At 74.7% G+C, this 22,515-nt stretch carries 20 protein-coding genes and 1 pseudogene; 8 read left to right on the forward strand and 13 right to left on the reverse strand.

Features of this window, described 5'->3' with window-relative positions; genetic code table 11:
- Nucleotides 1-40: 40 nt before the first annotated feature.
- The 4 genes and pseudogenes from OG361_RS18065 to OG361_RS18080 all read right to left on the reverse strand — a co-directional run bounded on the left by OG361_RS18065 (nt 41) and on the right by OG361_RS18080 (nt 4,312).
- On the reverse strand, nt 41-826 hold the full coding sequence (locus OG361_RS18065) for a hypothetical protein (RefSeq protein WP_405854789.1): 786 nt from the start codon (nt 824-826) through the stop codon (nt 41-43).
- On the reverse strand, nt 823-1,371 hold the full coding sequence (locus OG361_RS18070; RefSeq protein WP_384577751.1) for a SigE family RNA polymerase sigma factor: 549 nt from the start codon (nt 1,369-1,371) through the stop codon (nt 823-825). The genes OG361_RS18065 and OG361_RS18070 overlap by 4 nt, the downstream gene beginning before the upstream one ends.
- 132 nt (nt 1,372-1,503) lie before the next feature.
- Nucleotides 1,504-2,106: a hypothetical protein gene (locus OG361_RS18075; protein WP_405854791.1), complete on the reverse strand. Its 603-nt coding sequence runs from the start codon at nt 2,104-2,106 to the stop codon at nt 1,504-1,506.
- 143 nt (nt 2,107-2,249) lie between these two features.
- Nucleotides 2,250-4,312, reverse strand: a pseudogene (locus OG361_RS18080) (FUSC family protein).
- Between the two features lie 508 nt (nt 4,313-4,820).
- On the opposite strand from OG361_RS18080, the gene OG361_RS18085 reads away from it, so the two are divergent.
- On the forward strand, nt 4,821-5,402 hold the full coding sequence (locus OG361_RS18085; RefSeq protein ID WP_405854793.1) for a dihydrofolate reductase family protein: 582 nt from the start codon (nt 4,821-4,823) through the stop codon (nt 5,400-5,402).
- Nucleotides 5,403-5,579: 177 nt separating this feature from the next.
- On the opposite strand, the gene OG361_RS18090 is transcribed toward OG361_RS18085, so the two are convergent.
- Both OG361_RS18090 and OG361_RS18095 read right to left on the reverse strand, forming a co-directional pair.
- A complete protein-coding gene (locus OG361_RS18090) occupies nt 5,580-6,716 on the reverse strand; it encodes a DUF2786 domain-containing protein (RefSeq protein WP_405854795.1) in 1,137 nt (378 codons plus the stop codon).
- Nucleotides 6,695-7,087, reverse strand: a complete 393-nt coding sequence (locus OG361_RS18095) for a winged helix-turn-helix transcriptional regulator (protein WP_405862318.1) — start codon at nt 7,085-7,087, stop codon at nt 6,695-6,697. The genes OG361_RS18090 and OG361_RS18095 overlap by 22 nt, the downstream gene beginning before the upstream one ends.
- A gap of 187 nt (nt 7,088-7,274) precedes the next feature.
- Between OG361_RS18095 and OG361_RS18100 the strand changes: the two genes are divergently transcribed.
- From OG361_RS18100 to OG361_RS18110, 3 genes are all read left to right on the forward strand, one after another.
- Nucleotides 7,275-8,093, forward strand: coding sequence for an NAD(P)H-binding protein (locus OG361_RS18100; protein WP_405854797.1), 819 nt, complete (start codon nt 7,275-7,277; stop codon nt 8,091-8,093).
- Nucleotides 8,094-8,163: 70 nt separating this feature from the next.
- On the forward strand, nt 8,164-9,060 hold the full coding sequence (locus OG361_RS18105; protein ID WP_405854799.1) for an ABC transporter ATP-binding protein: 897 nt from the start codon (nt 8,164-8,166) through the stop codon (nt 9,058-9,060).
- Nucleotides 9,054-11,231 carry an ABC transporter permease gene (locus OG361_RS18110; RefSeq protein WP_405854801.1) on the forward strand — a complete coding sequence of 726 codons (2,178 nt, stop codon included), beginning with the start codon at nt 9,054-9,056 and terminating at the stop codon, nt 11,229-11,231. The genes OG361_RS18105 and OG361_RS18110 overlap by 7 nt, the downstream gene beginning before the upstream one ends.
- A gap of 103 nt (nt 11,232-11,334) precedes the next feature.
- On the opposite strand, the gene OG361_RS18115 is transcribed toward OG361_RS18110, so the two are convergent.
- Nucleotides 11,335-11,907 (reverse strand): GNAT family N-acetyltransferase, encoded by a 573-nt coding sequence (locus tag OG361_RS18115; protein ID WP_405854803.1) that lies wholly within the window; start codon nt 11,905-11,907, stop codon nt 11,335-11,337.
- A gap of 78 nt (nt 11,908-11,985) precedes the next feature.
- Nucleotides 11,986-12,915 (reverse strand): NADP-dependent oxidoreductase, encoded by a 930-nt coding sequence (locus tag OG361_RS18120; RefSeq protein ID WP_405854805.1) that lies wholly within the window; start codon nt 12,913-12,915, stop codon nt 11,986-11,988.
- 152 nt (nt 12,916-13,067) lie between these two features.
- Between OG361_RS18120 and OG361_RS18125 the strand changes: the two genes are divergently transcribed.
- Together OG361_RS18125 and OG361_RS18130 are read left to right on the forward strand one after the other, a co-directional pair.
- Nucleotides 13,068-14,312 (forward strand): LuxR C-terminal-related transcriptional regulator, encoded by a 1,245-nt coding sequence (locus OG361_RS18125; RefSeq protein ID WP_405854807.1) that lies wholly within the window; start codon nt 13,068-13,070, stop codon nt 14,310-14,312.
- A gap of 101 nt (nt 14,313-14,413) precedes the next feature.
- Nucleotides 14,414-16,105 (forward strand): bifunctional 3'-5' exonuclease/DNA polymerase, encoded by a 1,692-nt coding sequence (locus OG361_RS18130; protein ID WP_405854809.1) that lies wholly within the window; start codon nt 14,414-14,416, stop codon nt 16,103-16,105.
- A gap of 63 nt (nt 16,106-16,168) precedes the next feature.
- On the opposite strand, the gene OG361_RS18135 is transcribed toward OG361_RS18130, so the two are convergent.
- On the reverse strand, nt 16,169-17,479 hold the full coding sequence (locus tag OG361_RS18135; protein ID WP_405854811.1) for a hypothetical protein: 1,311 nt from the start codon (nt 17,477-17,479) through the stop codon (nt 16,169-16,171).
- A 62-nt stretch (nt 17,480-17,541) separates the two neighbouring features.
- On the reverse strand, nt 17,542-18,051 hold the full coding sequence (locus OG361_RS18140; RefSeq protein ID WP_405854813.1) for a SigE family RNA polymerase sigma factor: 510 nt from the start codon (nt 18,049-18,051) through the stop codon (nt 17,542-17,544).
- A gap of 142 nt (nt 18,052-18,193) precedes the next feature.
- Here OG361_RS18140 and OG361_RS18145 point away from each other — a divergent pair, with 142 nt between their 5' ends.
- Both OG361_RS18145 and OG361_RS18150 read left to right on the forward strand, forming a co-directional pair.
- Nucleotides 18,194-18,586, forward strand: a complete 393-nt coding sequence (locus OG361_RS18145; protein ID WP_384563364.1) for a DUF6479 family protein — start codon at nt 18,194-18,196, stop codon at nt 18,584-18,586.
- A 96-nt stretch (nt 18,587-18,682) separates the two neighbouring features.
- On the forward strand, nt 18,683-19,585 hold the full coding sequence (locus OG361_RS18150; protein ID WP_405854816.1) for a sigma factor-like helix-turn-helix DNA-binding protein: 903 nt from the start codon (nt 18,683-18,685) through the stop codon (nt 19,583-19,585).
- Between the two features lie 7 nt (nt 19,586-19,592).
- Here OG361_RS18150 and OG361_RS18155 read toward each other — a convergent pair whose 3' ends face one another.
- From OG361_RS18155 to OG361_RS18165, 3 genes are all read right to left on the reverse strand, one after another.
- Entirely contained in the window at nt 19,593-20,297 is a 705-nt protein-coding gene (locus OG361_RS18155; RefSeq protein WP_405854818.1) for a pyridoxamine 5'-phosphate oxidase family protein, read from the reverse strand.
- 113 nt (nt 20,298-20,410) lie between these two features.
- Nucleotides 20,411-21,085, reverse strand: coding sequence for a 4'-phosphopantetheinyl transferase family protein (locus OG361_RS18160; RefSeq protein WP_405854820.1), 675 nt, complete (start codon nt 21,083-21,085; stop codon nt 20,411-20,413).
- A gap of 134 nt (nt 21,086-21,219) precedes the next feature.
- Nucleotides 21,220-22,503 carry an MFS transporter gene (locus OG361_RS18165; RefSeq protein ID WP_405854822.1) on the reverse strand — a complete coding sequence of 428 codons (1,284 nt, stop codon included), beginning with the start codon at nt 22,501-22,503 and terminating at the stop codon, nt 21,220-21,222.
- Between the last annotated feature and the right edge of the window lie 12 nt (nt 22,504-22,515).

Raw genomic sequence — 22,515 nt, forward strand, 5'->3', positions numbered from 1 at the left:
GGCCGTCAGCCGTCGGCCGTCAGCCGTCGGCCGTCGGTCGTCAGCCGGGGAGGTCGGCGAGGAGCTTGCCCGCGCGGTCGTACAGCGCCACGCCGACATCCCCTTCGCCCGGCCCGGTGTGGGCGTACCAGACGCCCCAGCCGGGCCGGTCCGGCAGTTCGAGCAGGGTGGCGAGGGTCTTCCGCCCTCCGGCGCCCGTGAGTTCGAGCCGGCCGGCCGTACGGGTCCCGATCCCGTAGTACAGGCCCGAGTGGAAGACGCCCGCCGCAGTCCCCTCCGACTGATGGGACACGCCCGGTGCGGCCGTGTCGACGTTGCCGTCGGTGACGCTGCGGGAGTTCTCGTACCCGTCCGGCCCCACCCAGTGCTTGCCCTCCGCCGTCAGCCAGACCTTCCAGCCCTTCCCGGCGTCGACGCGCTCACCGGGGCGGACGGTACGGACCGGGGGCGCGGTGGGCGTCCGCGTCGGCGTCGGCGTCCGTGCGGTCGTCGGGACCCGGGGGGCGACCACGGACGGCGGGGCGGCGACCGGGCCGGGGACCGGCAGGGACGAGCGCGTGTGCGGCACGCCCGCGACCACCGCCGAGGCCGTCGCGACCACGAGGACCGACAGTGCCGAGAAGGTCGCCGTACGGCGCCGCCGACGCGCCAGACCCGCGCGGCGGACGGCCGCGAGCGGCACCGGACCCGGGGTGACGTCGAGCGCCTCCCGCACGAAGGCCTCGCGGAGGAAGGCCTCGCGGATCCGGTCGGCTTCGGTCTCGGGGTCGGGGGCGGGGGCAGCGTCGGGGTCGACTTCGGGGTCGGTTCCGGCTTCGGGGTTCATCGGCGGGCTCCGGACGGGGCGGGGGCGTACGGGACGGGGGCGGCGGCGAGCCGGGGGTGGGTGCGCAGCGCCGCCAGACCGCGTCGGGCGTGTGTCTTGACCGTGCCGATCGAGCAGTTGAGCACGTTCGCGATCTCCGCCTCGGTCAGGTCGTCCCAGTAGCGGAGCACCATCACCGCGCGCTGGCGGGCGGTGAGATCGGCTAACGCCTCCTGGAGCGCGGTGCGTTGCTCGACGGCCTCGGCGTGGCCCGCGTACGCGTGCCGGACCGACTCGGGGAGCACCGGGGTCAGGAGATGGGCGACCCGCTTCCGGCGGAGCCGGCTGAGGTTGTTGTTGATCAGGGCCCGGCGCACATAGAGGTCGATCTCGCCCCGGGGAACCCGCCGCCACCGCCCGTACACCTTGGCGAGCGTCGTCTGCACCAGGTCCTCGGCCTCGTGGAAGTCGCCGGTCAGCAGCTGGGCCGTACGCACCAGCCGGGGCCAGGCGGCGACGGCGAACGCGGCGAAGCCGTCGTCCTCGGCGGCGGGCTCGTGCGACACGGTGTCGGACCTCGCGTTCGTTCGGCGGAAGAGGAGAGAGAGGAGATAGAGGAGAGGAGGGAGAGAAGGGAGGGAGGCGAGGGGCGGGGCCCGCCCCGTGACGGGCCCCGCCCGGTTCACGGCAGCGGCCGGTCAGAACTCCGAGGCCGGCAGTTCGGTCAGGAGCTTGCCGCCGCGGTCGTACAGCGCCACGGCCGGGCTGCCCTGGGACGGTCCGGTGTGGACGTACCAGACCCCCCAGTCGGAACGGCCGGGCAGGGCGACGAGGGTGGCGACGGTCTTGCGGCCGTCCGCGCCGGTCAGCTCCACCCGGCCCGCGTCCCGGGTCCCGTAGTAGAGGCCCGAGTGGAAGACTCCGTTCGCGTCGCCTTCGCTCTGGTGGCTCACGCCGGGCTGGGACCGGTCGATGTTGCCGTCGACCACGCTGCGGAAGTTCTCGTAACCGTCCGGGCCCGACCAGTGCTTGCCCTGCCTCGTCAGCCATACGGTCCAGCCCTCCCCGGCGTCGACGCGCTCACCGGGGCGGACGGTACGGACGGGGGCGGGGGCAGGGGCCGGAGTGGTCTCGGCAGCGGCGGGGGCGGCCGGGGCGACGGCCGCGGGGGCGGAAGCGGCGGCCGGGGCGGTCTCGGCGGAGGCCACCGTCGGTGCGGCGACGGCGGCGGCCGCGGCCACGACCGCTGTCGCCGCCGGCAGGTACTTCTTCGTCCAGGTCATCCGGGTCGTCCGGGTCATCCAGTTGCTCCAGGGATCGTCTCGTCGGCCAGGGACCGTCTCGTCGGCCTGCGACCGGTCGAGGTCGACCGGCCGAGGTCCTCACCCCTACCAACTCCGCCCGGCCCACCGCCGGATGACATGGTCGCGAAAATCGCGGCCCCCTAGCGCGCCGGAGCGGAGTCCGCCAGTGCCGCCGTGAGCTCGTCCAGGGCGTCGAGGAGCAGCCGGGCGCCCTTGTCGAGGAGGAAGTGGTCCGGCGGGGCGGCCGACCACGCTGCGACGGTCTCCCGCAGGTCGTCCCAGCGCGGTTCGCGGCGTTCCCGCAGGTCCTTCGCGCCCCGCTCCGTCGACCGGTGCAGGGCCTCCGCGAGGGCCGCGGCGGCGGGCAGCGGCGCCGCTCCGCGCTCCGGCAGGTGCGCCTCCAGGAGCATCGCCGCGCGCCCGAACTCCGCCAGGGCGTGCCCGGCCTCCTCCGCCGTCGCGTGCGAGAGCCCCCGGTGGCGTACCGGCTCGTGGGTCGCGCGGGCCACCGCCTCCTGCCAGGCCACCCGGGCCGCCCGGGTGGCGAGGAGCGCCTCGCGGACGTCGGGGCCGGCACGGCCGGCGGGCTCGGCGTACCGGGCGGCGACGGCGGCGGCGTACCGGCCGTCCGCCACCAGCCAGTCCGCGAGGCGGCCGCGCAGCCGGGGCGTCTCCCAGGCCGGGTGGACGGCGTACCCCAGCATGGCGAGCAGCCCGCCGAGGAGGGTCAGGAGCACCCGCTCCCGCACCGTCTGGGTCAGTCCCGCGCCGGCCATGTCGAGCAGGAAGACGACGTACGCGGCGACGCAGACCTGGCTGACCGCGTACCCCGTGCGCATCAGCAGGTACATCCCGAAGGCGCACAGCACCGCGAGTCCGGCGGACAGGTACATGTCCGGGTGCGCCGTCTGCACGACCGCCGTCGCGAGCGCCACCCCGACGAGCGTGCCGCCGAAGCGGGCCACCGAGCGGGCGTACGTCTGCGAGAAGTCCGGGCGCATCACCATCACCGAGGCCATCGGTGCCCAGTAGCCGTGCCCGAAGGGGAGCGCCGTACCGAGGAGGTAGCCGGCGGCCGTGACCGCCGAGACGCGGACGGCGTGGCGCAGGATCGGCGAGTCGGGGCGCAGCTCGGCACGCATCTTCGCGAGGACGATCGGCGCGAGCCGGGCCATCGTGGGGCGGGTACGGGCCTCCACCGCGCTCGTCTCGGTACGGGGCTCCACCGTCTCGACGACGTCGTCGAGGAGCGCGGCGAGCCGGAGGGCGGCGCGGTGGGGCGGGCCGGAGAGGATCGAACCCGTGTCCGGGGTGCGGAGGACGGCGACGGCGGGCGGCGGGAGCGTGACCGGCTCGCCGTGCCGGATCGCGTGCGCGGCGGCGTCCAGGACGGCGCCGGCCGCGGCGAGCAGCTCGCGCACGCGGTCCCGCTGCGGGCCGTCGTCCGGCACGCCGACCGCCGGGTCCGCGAGCGAGGCGAGCACCGGGCGGATCCGCTCGGCGAGCCCCCGCGCACCGTGCAGCTCCGCCGGGCGGCTGCGGGCCTGGCGGGGCGTCACGGCAGCGGCGTTGCGGGCCGTCATGAGCGTACGGGGTCGAAGGGGGCGACCGGGTCGCGGCGGAGGCGGCGGGCGTAGTCCGCCTCGGCGGCGAGCGCGTCGGCGAGGGCGTCGCGCTGGGCGCCCCAGCGGCGGACGGGGAGGAGGACGACCAGGGCGGCCTGTACGACACCGCCCGTGAAGATCATGGCGGCGTGGCCGGCGGCGGTGGCGACGGAGGTGGGGAGGGTGACCGTCACCAGCATGATCGCCACGTTGGAGGAGGCGATGATGCCGGCGGTGGGACCGGCGGCCCAGGCGAGCCCCGAGAGGAACGTCCAGAGCAGCAGCAGGCCGAGGAAGAGGACCGGGTGGGCGCCGGCGCCGGTGACGTATCCGAGGAACGTCGACACGGCGAGGCTGGCGCCGGAGGCGAGGGCGAGGGTGGGGCGGGGACGCCAGGAACGCTGGAAGGTGGCGATGGCGGCCTGGAACGCGCCGAAGGCCGAGGAGGCGGCGACGGAGGGGCCGAAGAGGGCGAGCGAGACCCCGACGACGAGGGCGAGCCCGAAGGCGCCCCGGGCGGCGATGACGGGTTCGAGCCGCGGCCGCTCGACGGTGAGCCCCGAGCGGGCGGTCTCCTTCAGGGCCCGGAGCCAACTCATGCGCAGAGCGTATCCACGAACTACCCCCAATCGGGCATTTCACCCCCCACTCCACCCCACCCCACCCCCACCCCTTCCCGAAACCCTGCCCCCCTCCGAGCTATCCGGCGGTTGCCGACCGGGGCACGCTGATGCGCGCGTTCTCACCTCGCATGGCCTGCGGCCGGCGACTGTCGATGACGCTCGCTGCGGATCGGCAGTCGCCGCAGGCGTTCTCCCTCTCTGGCAGCCACCAGTAGTCGGAGGGCGCCATGTCGGCTCACTGGATCCCGCACAGCGTCGCGTCGTAGGCCCCGCTACTTCGACCAGGCCCACCCACTTCGGCCACGAGTTCCGGGCGTTCACCGGGCTCACGCCGACCCGGTACGTCGAAGTCCGGCGGCGGTTCCTGCGCGAACATCCCGGGCCACGCGCTGGACGGCCGGCCGCTGCCGGCCGATTGATTTCTTACCGGAGCGACAGCTCACGACACGTTAATTTGGGGCACCCCAGAGCAGAGGAGAGCCCCGTGGGCAAGGTGGTCATGTACAGCTCGGTGTCGGTGGACGGCTTCGTCGCGGACGAGAATGACCAGCCCGGGCCACTGTTCGACTGGCTGTCCAGCGGTGACGTCCCGTTGGACGAGAGCGGCGAGCTGAAGGTGTCGCAGACGTCCTACGACTACATCCGGCCGTACTGGGACCAGATCGGAGTCACGATCGTCGGCCGCCACGTCTTCGACCTGACGGACGGCTGGGACGGGAAGCCGCCGGGCGGGATCGACCACATGGTCGTCGTGACGCACCGGCCGGCGCCCGAGGGCTGGGACCCCGAGGCGCCGTTTCACTTCGTCGACGGCGTCGAGGCAGCCATGGCCAAGGCGCAGGAGCTTGCGGGTGACCGCTTGGTCGAGGTCGCCGCCGGCGACGTCGGTGGCCAGGTGCTTGCCGCGGGCCTGATCGACGAGGTGCGCATGGACGTCGTACCCGTCGTGTTCGGGTCCGGCAAGCGCTACTTCGGGTCGGTCCACGCGCAGCACCTGTTGGAGGATCCTGACGTGGTGATTCAGGGCAACCGGGTGCTTCACCTGCGCTATCGGGTGCGCCGTTGACCGATCTGAGCGGGTACGCGAAGAAGTCCACTGCGAACGGTGACACAAGAGGCAAGGACGAAGGACACGACCAGCCGCGTCGGCAGGAGTCGGCGGCGCCCCACCATGGCCCCGGGCCGAACACCAGGGCGGCGCCGCCCTCGTCGGCCGTGCCGCGTTCGTTCGGGCGCTCCGCTCCTACGGGAGGTGGCGGCGGTCCGGATGGAGGCCTGCCCTGTCCGCCGCCGAGGCTCCGTGGGTCCAGCCCTCCTCGTCCCAGGCCGCTCGGACCCTGGTCGCCCGCGTCTCCGGGAAGAGTTCGTCCGTGCGGGTGGTGACCGCGAGGTCGCGGGAGGCGAGGGCCGGGAGGAGCGTCGGGGCCTCCGCGGCGACCCGGCGGGACGTCGCCGACAGGCGGGTGCCCAGGCGGTTGGCGTAGGCGAGGAGGAAGGACTGGCGGAACGACTTCGTGCGCTTGCGGCCACCCGCCCGCTGCTCCGCCTCCGCCCGCGTCATCGCCGCCGTCCCCTGCACGAGCAGCGACGTGTACAGCAGCTCCACCGGGTCCAGGTCCGCCTCGAAGCCGACCACCGTCGAGAAGCCGTACGCCTCGTTCCACACCGCCCGGCAGTGGTTCGCGGTCGCCACCGCGTCCAGCAGGATCGCCTTGGCCTGCTCGTACGGCGGTTCCACCCCGATCCGGATCGCGCCGGGCGTCTCCGGGGACGGCGCGCCCGCCGCGAGCGTCGCCTCGTCCAGGCTGTGCCGGGCCATCAGCTCCTGGGCCTTCGCCGTGAGCGCCTCCGCCTCCTCCGGGTACCCCGTCGCCTCCGCCTTCGCGAGCAGCGCCCTGATCCGGCCGAGCATCCGGGGCTCCCCCGCGGTCGCGGGCGGCAGCGCCTCCCCCGGGACCGGGCCGACCGCGTCGAGCCGCGGCAGCCGGACCAGGATCCGGTACAGCTCCAGGACGGTCGTCGCGTACGAGAAGCGGTCCGTCGGGCGGCCGGTGCCGGGGTCCAGTTCGTCCAGCTGTGGCTGCCAGCGGTGCGGCAGCCGCTCGTAGCCGGCCGTCTCGCTCCTGATCAGGGCGGCGAGGAGCCGGACGTGCTCGTCGGAGAGTTCGCGGCGGGCCGTGCGGACCAGGTCCGCCGGCTGCCAGCCCCGCACCCACAGCGTCCGCACGAACTCCTCGCCCCGCCGGGTCAGTTCCGCGTCCGCGCCCCGGTCGGCGGCGAGGAGCGAGGCGGCCGTGTCGAGCGAGCCGTCGTCGCTCGCGTACAGCGCCTCGAAGGCCTTGTCGATGATGGTGGTGCTCACGCCGTCCTCGTGTCCCATTCCTCGCGCGACCGGGCGATCACCGCACGGTGGTCGAGCGACCAGTCGATCAGCTGCTTGATGAGGTGGGTCATGCTGTGACCGGTCTCGGTCAGCGCGTACTCCACCTGCGGCGGGGTCGTCGGGTACACCGTCCGCGAGACGAGGCCGTCCCGTTCGAGGCGGCGCAGCGTCAGGGTCAGCATCCGCTGCGAGATCCCGGTGACCAGTCGCTGGAGCTCCCTGAACCGCCGTGGCCCCGGCGCGAGTTCGACCACGACGTGCACGGTCCACTTGTCGCCGAGCCGGTCCTGGACGTCCCGTACCCCGCACTCGTCGGCACAGCTCACCACCGGCCCGTCGGCCACCTCCGCACGGGTCGCCTCGGCCACCTCCCCGCCGGTCACCTCGGTCGCCTCCCCGCCGGCCACCTCGGCCACCTCCGCAGCGGCCTCGGACGCCTCCGTGGCGACCGACGTGGTTACCTCCGTGTGCCCTTCCGACATCGAAGTGCCTCCTTCCGCGATCTTCCCCGTCCCCCCACGATGGTCTCAGCCGTCACCACCCCAGGGGGAAACCATGCTGCTCGTCACCGGTGTCTCCGGCGCCCTCGGCTCGCTCGTCGCCGAGCGCCTCGCCGGCCGCGACGACGTCGTCCTCGGCACCCGCGCCGGACTGCCCGGCACCCGCCGCGTCGACTTCGACGCTCCCGTGACCCTGCCGGACGCCTTCGCCGGGGTCGACACCCTGCTCCTCGTCTCCGCCGGGTACGGGGAGGACGACACCGTCATCGCCCGCCACGGCGCCGCGATCTCCGCCGCCGAACGCGCCGGCGTCCGGCACCTCGTCTACACGAGCCTCTCCGGCGACGGCGACCACCTCACGTACGCGCTCGCCCACCGCTGGACCGAGCGGCGGCTCCAGCGGTCCGCCACGCTCGACTGGACGATCCTCCGCAACGGCCTCTACGCCGAGTTCCTCACCTGGATCGCCGCCCCGGACGCCGGGAACCGCATCACCGGGCCCCTCGGCGAGGGCCGTCTCGCCGCCGTCGCCCGCGAGGACCTCGCCGACATCGCCGTCGCCGTCGCCACGGACCCGGCCGCCCACCGGAACCGGGTCTACGAGCTGGTCGGCGAGCGCCCCCTCGGCGGCGCCGAGCTGGCGGCCGCCCTGGGCGCCGCGTACGCGCCCGGCACCCTCGCGGACGCCCGCGCCGCCGTCGCCGCCTCCGGGGCCGTGCCCTTCCAGGTGCCGATGCTGGCGAGCACGTACTCGGCGATCGCGCACGGCTTCCTCGACGGTACGGGCGTCGAGAGCGACCTGCGCGCGCTGCTGGGCGGGCGCGAACCCCGCGACGCGCTGGACGTGTTCGTGAAGGCCGTACGGGAGGGGTAGGGCCAGGCATACCCCCCGGACGCCCGGCAGTGGTCGTGATCGGCGGCGGCGGAAACGGTTCGCTTGAGCCATGACCACGACTACGGCTGCCGCCGCCAATTCAGCTCCCGCTGCCACTGCCACTGCCGTACGGCTCCGGGGGCTCACCCGCCACCACCGTGACGTCCGCGCCCTCGACGGCGTCGACCTCGACTTCGCCGCCGGGACCTTCACCGCCGTCATGGGGCCCTCGGGCTCCGGAAAGTCCACGCTGCTCCAGTGCGCGGCCGGGCTCGACCGGCCCACCTCCGGGAGCGTGGAGGTCGGCGGCACCACCCTGGAGGGGCTGAGTGAGCGGCGCCTGACCCTGCTGCGGCGGGACCGGATCGGCTTCGTCTTCCAGTCCTTCAATCTGCTGCCCAGCCTGACGGCCGCACAGAACGTCGCCCTGCCGCTCCGGCTCGCCGGCCGCCGCCCGTCCCGTACGGAGGTGCGGGAGGCGCTCGCACGCGTCGGGCTCGCCGGGCGGGAGCGGCGCAGGCCGGGGGAGCTCTCCGGCGGTCAGCAGCAACGGGTCGCGATCGCGCGGGCGTTGATCACCCGGCCGGCCGTCCTCTTCGGGGACGAGCCGACGGGCGCGCTGGACTCGACGACGAGCCGCGAGGTCCTGGACATGCTCCGGGGGCTCGTCGACGAGGACGGCCAGACGATCGTCATGGTCACCCACGACCCGGTGGCGGCGGCGCGCGCGGACCGGGTGGTGTTCCTGGTCGACGGCCACCTGGCGGGCGAACTGACCGCGCCGACGGTGGAGTCGGTCGCGACCCGGATGGCGGGCCTGGAGGCTCCGGACACCCGTGACGGGGGGCCGGACGCCCCCGGCGCGACTCCGGCGACCCTCGGCCGAGGTCCGGACACCCCCGGCGCGGGCGCGGCCTCCCCCGCCCCGTACCGCGCCGACACCCCCGTGGGGAGCCCGGCATGCTGACCGTCGTCCTCTCCGGGCTGCGTGCCCGCTGGGCCTCCTTCCTCGGCGGCTTCCTCGCCCTCGCCCTCGGCGTCGGGCTGCTCACCACCATGGGCCTCGGCCTCTCCGCCACCTTTCACGCGCCCGAGCGTTCTCCCCAGCGGTTCGCCTCCTCGCCCGTCGTCGTCCAGGGCCAGGACCGGCTGACGCTCGACGTGCGGCGCGGGCCCGACACCGTTCCCGTGGAACTGGCGCTCGACCGTCCACAGCCTGTGGACAAAGAACTCCTGCGCGAGCTCCGCGCCCGCTGGACCGTCACCACCTCCGCCGCCCCTTCCGCCTCCCCTTCCACCTCCGCCGGCACCGGCCACGCCACCGCCCCCGACACCGGCCGCCCCGACGCCGTCGGCGTCGACGCCCCCGCCGACGAGGTCCGGGCCCTGGTCGGCGACCGCGCCCGGGTCCTCACCGGCGGCGAACGGCGGAACGCCGACCCCGACCCCCAGCGGGACGCCCGGGCCCTCGTCGGCCTCAACGCCCTCCTCGGCACCACCGGAGGCGTCACCGCCTTCGTCTCCGTCTTCGTCGTCGCCTCCACCTTCGCCTTCGCCGTCGCCCTGCGGCGGCGCGAGTTCGGGCTGCTCCGCACCGCCGGAGCCACCCCCGGACAGGTCCGCCGGATGCTCCTCGGCGAAGCGACGGCACTCGGCGTCCTCGCCTCCGCCACCGGATGCGCGCTCGGCGCCCTCGGCGCGCCCCTGCTGGCCCGGACGCTTGTCGACGGCGGCCTCGCACCCGAGTGGTTCGCGGTCGGCGACGCCGTCTGGCCCTTCCACCTCGCCTTCTGGACGGGCCTGACCGTCGCCATCACCGGGGCCGTCGCCGCCTCCCGCCGGGCCGGGAAGGTGGGCCCGACGGCCGCCCTGCGCGAGGCGGACGTCGACACCGACGTCCTGCCCCTCGGCCGGGCCCTGCTCGGGACGGGACTCCTCCTCACGGGGCTCGGACTGCTCGTCTGGACCTGCGTCACCGAACCGTCCGAGCTGCTCAAGCGGAAGACGTACACGACCCTCCCGATGCTCCTGATCGGCGGCGTCGCCCTGCTCTCCCCGATCCTGGTGCGGCCCGTGGCGCGCCTGCTGCGGCTGCGCGGGGCCGTCGGGACGCTCGTACGGGAGAACAGCGCCGCCTCCGTCCGCCGCACCGCCGCCGTCGCCGCGCCCGTCCTCGTGACCGTGGCGCTCGCCGGGACGCTCTTCGGCTCGGCGGCGAGCGTCACGCACACCCGTGGCGTCGAGGCGCGGGAGCAGACGGCCGCTCAGTACGTGGCGAGTGGCGAGGACCTGAAGCAGGTGACGGGCGCACCGGACGGAGCCGTCCTCTCCCCCACCGGGCCGACCTCCCTCTTCGTACGGGACGGGGCCGAGGCCGTCGTCAAGTACGGGGCGCGGGCGGTCGCCGACCCGGCGGCCTTCGCGGAGCTTGCCCGGCTCCCCGTGGTCGCGGGAGACCCGAGGGACCTCGACGACCGGTCGATCGTCGTCAACGAGGAGTTCGAGCGGCACCGTGTCGGCGAGACCGTCGAGGTGTGGCGCGCGGACGGCAGCGGGCCGGTACGGCTCCGGGTCGTGGCCGTCCTGGCGCTCGGCACCGGCGACAACGGACCGTACGTCACCCGGGCGAACGCGCCGGGCGCCCCCATCGACCGGATCGAGGCGCTCGGCGGCGGCGCGGCCACGGCGCGGGCCCTGGAGGCGAGCGGCGGAACCGTCAGGACCGCCGACGCGTGGGCCGCGGGCGACCATCCGGCGAGCAATCCGCAGACCCGGCTCGGCATGATCCTGGTCCTCGGCATCGCCCTCGTCTACACGGTGATCGGGCTCGCCAACACGCTGCTCATGGCGACCTCCGTACGCGGCGGGGAACTGGCCTCCCTCCGGCTGGTCGGCGCCACCCGGTCCCAGATCCTGCGGGTGGTGACGGGCGAGGCGGCGCTCGCCACCGCGATCGGCGCGCTCCTCGGCCTCGCGGTGACGGCGGCCGTCCTCGGCACCCTGGGGGCGGGTCTGGCCGCCCTGTCGGCACCGGTGGCCCTGGTCCTCCCCTGGGCCACGGTCGGCGCGGCGGCGGCGGTGTGCGCGACGGTCGCCGTCGCCGCGTCGGCCCTCCCCGCGTGGCGGCTCACGCGCTGAGCGGCGATGGTGGGACACGGGGCGGTGACAAGGGTCGGAGCCGGGTCACCGCCCCTCCACGCGCGCGTGAACCCCTCGTAGGGCTGCACGCGCGCGTGCAGCCCTACGAGGGGGAGTCGGCCGGCTTCGCCGCCCGCCACTCCGGTGCGAGGACCGACCAGACCTCCTCGTCGTACACCTCGCCCCGGTAGGCGTAGCTCTCCCGCAGGACGCCGTCCCGTGTCATGCCGAGGCGCCGGGCCACGGCGATGCTCGGCTCGTTGACGGAGGAGACCACCCACTCCACGCGGCGGATCCCCCGCACCTCGATAGCCCAGTCGATGAGCGCCCGCGCGGCCCGGGTCACCAGACCCTTGCCGACCCCCGCCGGTTCCAGCCAGCAGCCCGCCTCGGCCCTGCCGCTCGCGGTGTTCAGCGTCCGGAGGATGACGGCGCCGACGAGCGTCCCGTCCGACGACCAGATGCCGCAGATACGGCCCGTGTCGGCCGCCACCTTCTCCGCGTACAGCCGGAGGAAGGCCCGGCTCGACTCCAGGTCGGTCACGACGTCGGGGAGGCCGTTGCGGGCGCCGATGAACTCCCGTCCCCGGTCCATGTGCGCCAGGAACTCGTCGGCCTGCCACGGTTCGAGCGGGCGCAGCTCCGCGCCGTCGTCTCCCAGGGGTATCGCGTACATCGTCGTCGCCTTCCACGGTCGGTCGGATCCAGCCTTCGCGGCGGAGGGATCGTCTCACCGTCCGCCGGCCGGTGGACCCTACGGGACCAGGACCAACTTGCCCCGTACGTGGCCCGATTCGCTCAGTTCCTGGGCCCGGGCCGCCTCCTTCAGGGGGAGCGTGTCGGCCAGGCGGACCGTGAGGGTGCCCTCCACCGCCTGCCGGGCCTGGGCCGTGAGCCCGGCGCGTACGGCGTCGGGGGTGCCCGAGACGCCCGAGAAGACGATCCCGTGCTCCGCCGCGTCCGTCGCCGCGATCGTCGCGATCCGCCGCTTGTCCGCGGTCCCCTCTCCGCCCAGGAGCTCGATCGCGACCGGCAGCACCCCGTGGCCGGCCGCGTCGAAGACCGCGTCGACGCCGTCCGGCACGGCCGCCCGGACCCGGTCGGCCAGGCCCTCCCCGTACGCCACCGGGATCGCGCCGAGCTCCCGCAGGTACGCGTGGTTGGACTCCGAGGCGCTGCCGACGACCGTGATCCCGGCCGCGACGGCGAGCTGGACGGCGACCGAGCCGACGACGCCCGCCGCCCCGTGCAGGAACAGCGTCTCGCCCTCCCCCACCCCGATCAGGTCGAGGACCCGCTGTGCCGTCTCGCCGGCCACCGGCAGGCTCGCGGCGGCCTCCCAGGAGAGCTCCGCCGGCTTGGGTACGACGGTGCCGGCGATGGCGTACTCGGCGTAGGCGCCGGTCTTCGTCCAGCCGAGGACCTCGTCGCCGACGGCCAGGTCGGTGACGCCCTCGCCGAGCGCGTCGACGGTGCCGGCGAACTCCAGGCCGGGGACGGCGGGGAAGGTCGTCGGGTAGAACTCCTCGACCCAGCCGTAACGGCGCTTCCAGTCCACCGGGTTGAGGCCCACCGCCGCCACCCTGACCCGGACCTCGCCGGGGCCGGGCTCCGGCACGGCGACGCCGGTCGCGTGGCGGAGCACCTCGGGGCCGCCGAACTCCTCGTAGACGATCGCTTCCATCTCAGCCTCCAGCGCTGCCCGTTCGCGTCTCTCGTTCCTTGACGTGCTCCAGCCTGCGCCCCCGCCCACCTCCTCCCCGCCCTCCCAACGGCCAGTCCCACCTGTCCGAAAGACCGGCCGGGCCCGCCCCGCGCCCCCGTACGCTGATCCGCATGGACGCGCTCACCCTGACCGCCGCGTACGAGATCCTCCGCCGGCCGCTCGGCGAGATCCTCCCCAGGGTCTCGGCCTCCCTCGCCCCCCTGATCCCGCACGTGGACGCCGCCGAACTCTCCACCCACTGCGCCCACTCCCCCTTCAAGACCATCGGCGGTACGGAGGGACTCTCCGTCTCCGAGCTGACGCCGCTGCTCCTCGCGGGCGTCCCCGGGAGCCCCTGGCAGGGTCCGGCGACGATCGGCGGCCGGGAGCGCCAGGTCGTCGCCGTGAAGAGCGACGCGACCAGGCGGGGGGCGGTCCTCGTGCTCGTACGGGAGGACGGCGCCGCCCCGGCGGGCGCGGCCGAACTCGCTGTGGCGCAGGCCCTGTGGGATCTGGTGACCAGCCACTTCGACCGGTTCGCGACGGAGGCCCTGCCGGGGGCGCTGGCCCGTTCCCGCGCGGCGGCCGACACCCGGGCCCGGGTGATCTCGGAGCTGACGACCTCGCATGTGGCGGCGCTCTCCGGGGTCCTCGGGGTGCTGCGCAGCCGGGCCCTCGACGACACGACGGCCCGGACGACCGCGACCGACCTGGCCGCATCGGCGCTGATCGAGATGCGGGCGGAGCAGCGGCAGGACCGGGCGCTCGCGGAGGAGCCGGCGCGGGACGCCTTCGAGCGGCTCGCCGGCGAGCTGCGGCCGATGCTGCGGCACAGCACGGTCCGGCTCGACCTGGGCGCGCCGGACGCGGACCGCTCGCTCGCGGCGGACGTGGCGCACAGCGCGCGGGCGATCGTCCGGGCGCTGCTCCTGGTGGTCCTGGAGCAGGAGACGGTGCGGCGGGTCCACGTCGGCTGGCAGCTGACCGAGCACGAGCTGAGGGCCTCGGTGCGGGACGACGGGGCGGGCGCCCTGGCCCCCTGCGACCTGGGCGCGGGCAGCGTCCGGGACCGTCTCGACGTGCTCGGCGGGCGGCTCGACATGGAGGCGGTGCCGGGCTGGGGGACGACGATCACGGCGGTGATCCCGCTGGCGACGCCGGAGGCGCCGGTCGAGGCGGCGCACCCCCTGACCGGGCTCGGCGAGCGGGAGGTGGAGGTCCTGCGGCACCTGGCGCTCGGCCACCGCAACCGGCGCATCGCGGAGGAGCTCCACATCAGCGAGTCGACGGTGAAGTTCCACGTGGCGAACATCCTGAACAAGCTGGGCGTCGACTCGCGCGGCGAGGCCGCCGCGCTCTTCCACGCGGCGGCGTAGACCTCGTACGCGTTTCGGGTCCGGCCCGGCTCCGCCCCGCTCCGACCCGGCTCCGGCCCGCCTCCCGGGCGCTGTCAGTGGCAGGTGCCAGACTCGCACCCATGAGCGAGAGGTGGGCGCTGGCCGCCGAGGCGGAGGGGGACGGAGCGCTGCTCGTACCCCTCGGCCCCGACGGGCTGCCCATCGGAGAGGTGCGGCGCGAGCCGGACCTGGTGGCTGCCGTGCGGGCCCGGCCCGAGGTCGCCCGCTGGGTGTGGCGGTCGACGGCCGAGGTGTATCCCCGGCTGCTCGCCGCCGGGGTACGGGTCGAGCGGTGCTACGACGTGGAGGACGCCGAGCAGCTCCTCCTCGGGCACGAGGGGCGGCTGGGGGAGCCCCGCTCGGCGGCGGCGGCCTGGGCGCGCCTGCGGAACGCCCCCGTACCGCCCGATCCGCCGCAGCGCAGCGCCGAGCCCGGTTCGCAGGACTCGCTCTTCGAGCCGCGGCCCGTCGCCTCCGTGCCCTTCGAGGGGCTCCTCGCGGTCTACGGGGAGCAGCTGCGCCGCCACGACCGGACCGAGCACCCGGGGCGGATGCGGCTGCTCACGGCCGCCGAGTCGGCGGGGATGCTGGTCGCCGCCGAGATGCACCGGGCCGGTCTGCCGTGGCGGGCGGACGTGCACCGGGATCTGCTGCACGAGCTGCTCGGCGAGCGGTACGCGGGCGGGGGCGAGCCGCGCCGCCTCGCCGAGCTCGCGGACGAGGTGTCCGCGGCCTTCGGGCGCCGGGTCCGGCCGGATCTGCCCGCCGACGTGGTGAAGGCCTTCCAGCAGGCCGGCATCCGGCTGAAGTCCACCCGCCGCTGGGAGCTGGAGGAGCTCGACCACCCGGCGGTGAAACCGCTGATCGCGTACAAGAAGCTGTACCGGATCTGGACGGCGCACGGCTGGTCCTGGCTGGCCGACTGGGTCCGCGACGGCCGTTTCCGGCCCGAGTACCTGCCGGGCGGCACGGTCAGCGGGCGCTGGACGACCAACGGCGGCGGGGCGCTGCAGATCCCGAAGGTGATCCGGCGGGCGGTGGTCGCCGACGAGGGCTGGCGGCTCGTGGTCGCCGACGCCGACCAGATGGAGCCGCGGGTCCTCGCCGCGATCTCCCGCGACCCCGGCCTGATGGAGGTCGCGGGCCACCCCGACGACCTGTACACGCGCCTCTCGGACCGGGCCTTCTCCGGCGACCGCGACCACGCCAAGATCGCGCTGCTCGGCGCGGTCTACGGGCAGACCAGCGGCGACGGCCTGAAGAACCTGGCGGCGCTGCGGCGCCGCTTCCCGCGCGCGGTGGCCTATGTCGACGACGCGGCGAAGGCGGGCGAGGAGGGCCGGCTCGTCCGGACCTGGCTCGGCAGGACCAGCCCGCGGGCGGTCGGCGCGGGCGACGACGACGAGGCCGGGCTGCCCCAGGAGGGCGGCGAACCCGCCGCGGCGGAGGGCGAGTTCGTCCCGGGGTACGCCTCGGGGAACGCCCGGGCGCGCGGCCGCTTCACCCGTAACTTCGTCGTGCAGGGCAGCGCCGCCGACTGGGCGCTGCTCATGCTGGCGGCGCTGCGGCGCTCCCTCGGGGGGATGCGGGCGGAGCTGGTCTTCTTCCAGCACGACGAGGTGATCGTGCACTGCCCGGCGGAGGAGGCGGAGGCGGTGACGGCCGCGATCAGGGCGGCCGGGGACGAGGCGGGGCGGATCGCGTTCGGGGAGACGCCGGTGCGGTTCCCGTTCACCACGGCGACGGTCGAGCGGTACTCGGACGCGAAGTAGGCCCGGACGCCGAGCAGAACCGGCGGTACGGGTCCCCCACCCGCACCGCCGGTTGTCTCAGGGCTACTTCCTGGGCAGCTTCTCCCACTTCGGGCTCAGCGCGATCGTCTTCAGCTGCTCCATCGTCAGCGCGGGCTCGGGGCGCGTGGCGGCCTCGCGCTGCGTCCCGGCGTTGAAGGCGGAGACGACGACCCGGAAGCCCTCGGGCGTCATGGTGTCGACGGTCCACCAGACGACACCGGCGCCGCCCTTCTCGCCGGGCTGCTGGGTGAGCTTGACCTTGCGGCCGTCGGGCAGGGTGGTGACGTTCCCGCTGCCGAAGAGGTCGCCGGCCGCGCCCCCCATGTTCTGTTGGACGTTGATCTCGACGAGGCTCTTGCCCTTGCCGTCGTCGACGACCACGAAGCCGTATTCGCCGTTGCCGCCCTTGTCGGCGACCGTGAGGCCCTTGGGCAGAAGCGCACGCAGGGTCGTCTGGACAACGGCGCCGACGGGCTCGGCGGGCGGCTGGTGCGCCTCCTGGACGGCCTCCGCCTTCGGGTCCTTGGTCAGCTGCCGGAGCAGCGGGCGCCAGGCCTCGGCCGTGACGAGGGCCTTCAGCTGGGTGGCGGTGAAGGGCGGGTTCTCGCGGCTGATCGCGGCGCCCTTCTGGGCGGCGGCGTTGTACTCGCTCGCGTCGATCAGGAAGCCGTCCTTGGTGAGCAGGACCGCGCGCCAGTTCTTGGTCTCCTCGCGCTTGTCGGGGTACTCGTACCCCTGGATGACCATCAGCCGGTCGCCGCCCGGCAGCGTGCCGCTGGTGCACTTGTCGAACTCGACGTGGACCCTGCTCGGGCACTCGACCTGCCCCGCGCCGGCCTCGCCGTCGCCGCCGGCGGAGCGGAAGAGGCCGACGGAGAGGGCGGCCTTGCCGTGGCCGTCGTCGTAGATCCCGAGGGCCGACTGGCCCTCGCCGTCCAGGTTGTCGAACTGCCACTGTCCGGCGGGGGTGTTGGCCTCGATGACGGCCGCGATGTCCTTGACCGGGATCTGCGCCTGCGGCATCTGCGCCTGGCGCCGCTTCTCCGCCTGGCTCGGCTCCGTGGCCTCGGCGGCGGTCGGCTTGGGGGCCGCGGCCGTGCCGGCGGCCGTCGCCTTCCCGGTGGGGCCGAGCAGCGACCCGCCGTACACGCCGCCGATGCCGACGGCGGCGAGCGCGAGGGCGCCGCCGATCACCGCGAGGCGGCGGCGCACCAGGCGGCGCCGGCCGCGGGTGAGTCCGCCCGAGACGAGCTCGCGCCGGCCGTCGACGGAGAAGCCTTCGCCGGTGCTGCGCAGGACCGCGCCGAGCTCTTCCTCGAATCCCTCGTGCGGGGAACCTTCGTTCTGAGGCATGCCGAAACCACCGTTTCCGGTTCGTGGGTGAGAAGTCTGATGGATGGGAGCGGGTCAGCGGGTCAGCGGGTGGCGAACTCCGCGATGCTCCCGCCGAGCCGTTCCCGCAGCTTCGCGAGCGCCCGCACGGAGCGGGTGCGGACCGCTGCGGAGCTGACGTGCAGGGCGTCGGCGGTCTCCTCGATGCTGCGGTCCTCCCAGTACCGCAGCACCACGACCGCCCGGTCCTTGGGCGCGAGTCCGGCCAGCGCGTCGAGCAGCGCGATCCGGAGCGCCGGGTCCTCGCCGTTCTCGGGTGCGCGGTCGGGCAGCTCGCCGAGGGGGCGCTCGGTGGCCGAGCGGCGCCGCTGGTGGCTGAGGAACGTGCGGACGAGCACGGTCTGGGCGTACGCGGCGGGGTTACCGATCCGTGCCATGCGGCCCCACAGGGCGTACATCCGGCCGAGCGTCTCCTGTGTGAGGTCCTCGGCGAGATGGGTGTCGCCGCTGGTCAGCAGGCATGCGGACCGGAACAGGTGCCCCGTGCGTGCGGAGGCGAACTCCAGGAACTCGTCCGCGCGGGACTTTCTCATGCCCCTCCTTTCCCTCGCGGTCACGTGGCGTGGTCGCCGTACACCTCATTGACGCGACGGGGGTCCGGAAATGTTTCAGGAAATCTTGGAGGGGATTCCCGCCCGACGGGTCCGAAGAAGCGGAATCGGGTATTCCTGAGGTATGAACACTCTCAGCGCAGCAGAGACCCTGGCCGCTGGAGTTTGGCAGTCGGGTCTGGGACAGGTCCTCGGCGGACTCGTCATCGTCGCCGTGCTCATCGGCGCCGTCTGGCTGGGCTTCCGGGTCCGCGACCGCGAGTCGGACACGCCGAAGCCGGAGGACCAGCCGCACCGGCCGGAGACCGACCGGCTGCCCGGCGAGATGTCCGAGTACCGCAGACCGGCGGTGATGCCGCAGAACGACGGCGAACACCGCCTCATGCCGTACCAGCTCAAGGATTCCGGCACGGCGGGCAGCGAGACCTCCCCTGACCCGCCGAGCGAGGAGAAGCGCAAGTGGGGCGGGATCTCCAGCGGTGGCTTCGGCAGCGGAGGCACCGGCCACGGCGACTGAAGCCGTGCGCACCCCTGGTCGCCGCCGGGGCGTCCCTTGAGGGCGCCCCGACGACGGCCGCACGCTGACCCGCCCCTGACCCGGAGGTCACGCCCCGTGGATGACGACGACGACCTCGCCGCCCGCGCCGAGGAGCGCGAGCCGCGGCTGACGGCCGTGGCGTACCGGATGCTCGGCTCGTTCGACGAGGCCGATGAGGCGGTACGGGACGCGGTGCGCGAGTCGGTACGGGAAGCGGTCCACGAGTCGATGCCGGAGTCGGTACCCGAGCCGGTACCCGATTCGGCACCGGAGACGGCCCGCCGCCCCACCGCAGCCGACCGGGTGCTCGACGCCCTGGGTCGGATCTGCCTGGAACGGCTCCGCGCTCGCGAGACCCACCGGACGGCCCCCTGGGACCCCTGGGCCCCCGTCCGGCACGACCCGGCGGACCCCGACCCCGCCCTCCTGACGGCCCTGGACACGCTCACCCCGCCCGAGCGGCTCGCCTTCGTCCTCCACGACCTGTTCGACGTCCCGTACGAGGAGATCGCCCGGATCCTGGAACGCACCCCGGCCGCCGCCCGCCAGCTCGCCGCCCATGCCCGGCACCGGGTGCAGGGCACCGAGGAGATGCCGGAACCCGACCCGGCACGCCAGCGGGTGACCGTCGCCGCCTGCCTGGCGGCCGCGCGGGCCGGGGACTCCGACGCGCTGCGCGCGCTCCTCGACCCGGACGTGGCGCTGCGGGCCGACCCCACCGCCGTACGGGCCGGGGTGCGGCCCGCGCACGGGGCGGGGCCGGTGGCCCCGGCCCTCGCCGGGGGGATCCGGCAGGCCCGCCCGGCCGTGGTGGACGGGGCGGCGGGCCTGGTCCTGACCCGCGGCGGACGGCCCGGCACGGTCTTCTCCTTCACCGTGCTCGACGGCCGGATCACCTCGGTGGACGTCCTGGCGGACGAGGGCCACCTCAGCCGCCTGACCGTCCAGGCCCCGGCGGGGAACACCGCCCCGGCCTGAACGCCCCTTACTCCCCCAGCACGCGCCCGGCGCGCTCGGCGACGTGCGCGGGCGCCGCGAGATCCTCGGGCAGGGCGGGGTCGGTGACCGGCTCGCCGAAGGTGGTCACGACCGGCAGGACGCCCGCCCACAGCCCGAGCGCCGCGTCCTCGGAGTCGCCGTCGTCCGGCGGACCGCTGCGGGTCTTCACCGAGGCCTCGGTGAGGTCCAGCGAGAGGAGGACCGTCGCGGCGAGCTCCTTGCGGCTGGGCTGCCGCACGTACTCCCACTGCCCCGGCGAGCTCTGCTCCGTGAGCGCCCGCAGCCCGCGCAGCTTCTCCTCCGGGTCGGTCACGACCCGGGGTATGCCGTAGACCATCGCGCAGCGGTAGTTGACGCCGTGCTCGAAGACGGAGCGGGCGAGGACCAGGCCGTCGACATGGGTGACCGTGACGCAGACGGTCGTCTCGGGAGCCCGCACCAGGCTGCGGCTTGCGACGGAGCCGTGGAGGTAGAGCCGGTCGCCGTCCACGCCGTACGCGGTCGGCACCACCATCGTCGTACCGTCGACGGGAACCCCGAGGTGGCAGAGGAAGCCCGCCGCGAGCACGGCGTCCAGATCGGCACGCCGGTGACTGCCCTTCTCGCGCATGCGCCGCAGCCGTGTCCGCTCGGTGACGGCCAGGTCGCCGGCGCCCGTCGGGTCGCCGGTGGCTTCTGTGGTGGCGCTCATGATGCCCTCTCGTTCCGCGTACCGGTTGCTGGTGGTGTTCTACGGGCTCACAGCCCGTCACCGCCACCGGCGCCCACCTGTCGGAACACCTCCCCCACGGCCGGAGGACGGGCTCAACCAGCCATGCCTCCCTGGTATTCGGCCCGAACCGGCCGCTCGGTCCAGGCGCAGCCGACCGGGACCGGCTGGAGGTCGCGGGGGGCGCACCAGCGGACCCGCTCCCAAGCGCCCGTCTGCTGCCCGAGAGCCACCGGCACGCTCCAGGGGCGGCCGGAGAAGCCCGCGCCGACGGCCTTCACACACGCCTCCTTGACGGTGAAGATCCAGGCGAACTCCCGTCTGCGGACGGCCTCGGGCATGGCGGCGAGGGCTTCGGCGTCCCCGGGCGAGCAGCAGAACCGCAGCAGCCGGTCGCCGACGGCGGACGGGGTCTGCACGTCGACGCCGACGTCGCGGTCCCTGCCGACGGCCGCGGCGACCCAACCGGAGGAGTGCGAGAGGCTCACGCCCAGATCCGGCCGGTCGGGCAGGTACGGCCGGCCGCTCGGGCGTGCGGCGACCGGCCCGCCGTGGAGGTCCTCGCCGATCTCCCGCAGCAGGGCCCGCAGCAGGGTCCGCGAGGCGGCGTGCTCCACGGCGCGCCACGGCGGCAGTTCCGCGGCGGCCGCCCGGTCGGGCGCGGCGACGGGCAGCGCGGCCAGGATCTCCTCGCTCCGGCCGACCAGGTGGTGCACGCCCTCGGCGGCGGTACGCGGCCGCGCCCTCCACCGCACCGACGGCCCGCTCACCGGCTCACCGACTCACCCGCTGACCCGCGCCCGCTCACCGGCTCACCCACTCACCCGCTCACCCGCTGACCCGCGCCCGCTCATCGGCGCCCGCTCGCTCGCTCGTCCACGCACCCGCTCGTCCACGCACCCGCTCAGGCTCGGTCCGGCACCCGGCGCAGGGTGCGGATCGGGCGGGCGGCCAGCAGGGCCGCGGTGGTGAGGAAGCCGACCACGACGCCCACCAGGAGCACGGCGTCGGTGCCGAACGCACCGACGGCGGGGCCGGCCAGCGCGCTGCCGATCGGGTACATGCCGACGGAACCCGCGACCTCGTAGGCGTGGACGCGGTTGAGCACCTCGCCCGGCACCTGGGTCTGCACGCTGGTGGCCCACATGACGCCCCAGACGCCGATCCCGACCCCGACCAGGACCTGGGCGACGCAGAGCAGCCAGACCGGCCAGCCCAGCACGATGCCGAGCGGGTAGAGCGGGTAGGCCATCATCGCCACGGCCCCGGCGGCGAGCGGCCGCTGGGGCTTGTAGCGGATCGCGAGCAGACCGCCGGCCACGGTGCCGGCGCCCAACGCGGCGTTGACCAGACCGAAGGCGCTCGCGCCGTGCTCGGGCACGATGACGCCGGCGGCCACCGACAGCTGCGGCCCCCAGGAGAGCACCGCGTAGAACATCCAGATCAGGATGACGCCCCAGAGCCAGCTACGGGAGGTGAACTCCTGCCAGCCGACCGCCAGGTTGCGCCACAGGCTCTGACCGGCCGGCGGGGCGGGGACCACGCCGAGCCGGAGCACGAACAGGCAGATCGCGCTGGTCCCGTAGGCGACGGCGGAGATCACCATCACCCAGCCGGTGGACCCGAACCCGACCAGGGCGCCGGCCAGCGCCGGGCCGCCGAGGCCGGTGATCGCCTCGGAGGTGCGCAGCACCCCGTTGGCGCCCTGCACGTCCCGGGAGACCAGCGGGACGGTCGAGGAGGCGCCCGGCTGGAACAGCGCGTTCGCCGTACCGGCCACCACCAGCAGCGCGTACAGCTGCCAGAGGTGCTCGATGCCGTGGATGAAGAGGAGGGCCAGCAGCACGTGGGCGGTGAGGTTCGCCAGATCCGCGATGATCATCATCCGGCGGGCGGTGAACCGGTCGGCGAGCACCCCGCCGAACAGCACCAGGCCGGCGAACGGGGCGACCAGGAAGGCCATCGAGTAGCCCGCGGTGTCCAGGCCGTACCCGCCGCTGAGCAGACCGGCCGAGACCGCGACCGGCAGCATCGCCCAGCTGAGCAGGCCCGCGCTGCGGGCGGTGAAGTAGTACCGGAAGTTACGGGACCAGATCGCCGGCTCCCCCGACGGCGGCGCCCCGTCGGGTCCGTCCTTCGTCTGCGGGGGCGTATCCGCCGCGCTGTGCTCCGCGAGACGTTCTTCCATGACTGTTCAACC

The organism is Streptomyces sp. NBC_00090 (assembly GCF_045160815.1).
In the GTDB taxonomy this organism is placed as follows: domain Bacteria; phylum Actinomycetota; class Actinomycetes; order Streptomycetales; family Streptomycetaceae; genus Streptomyces.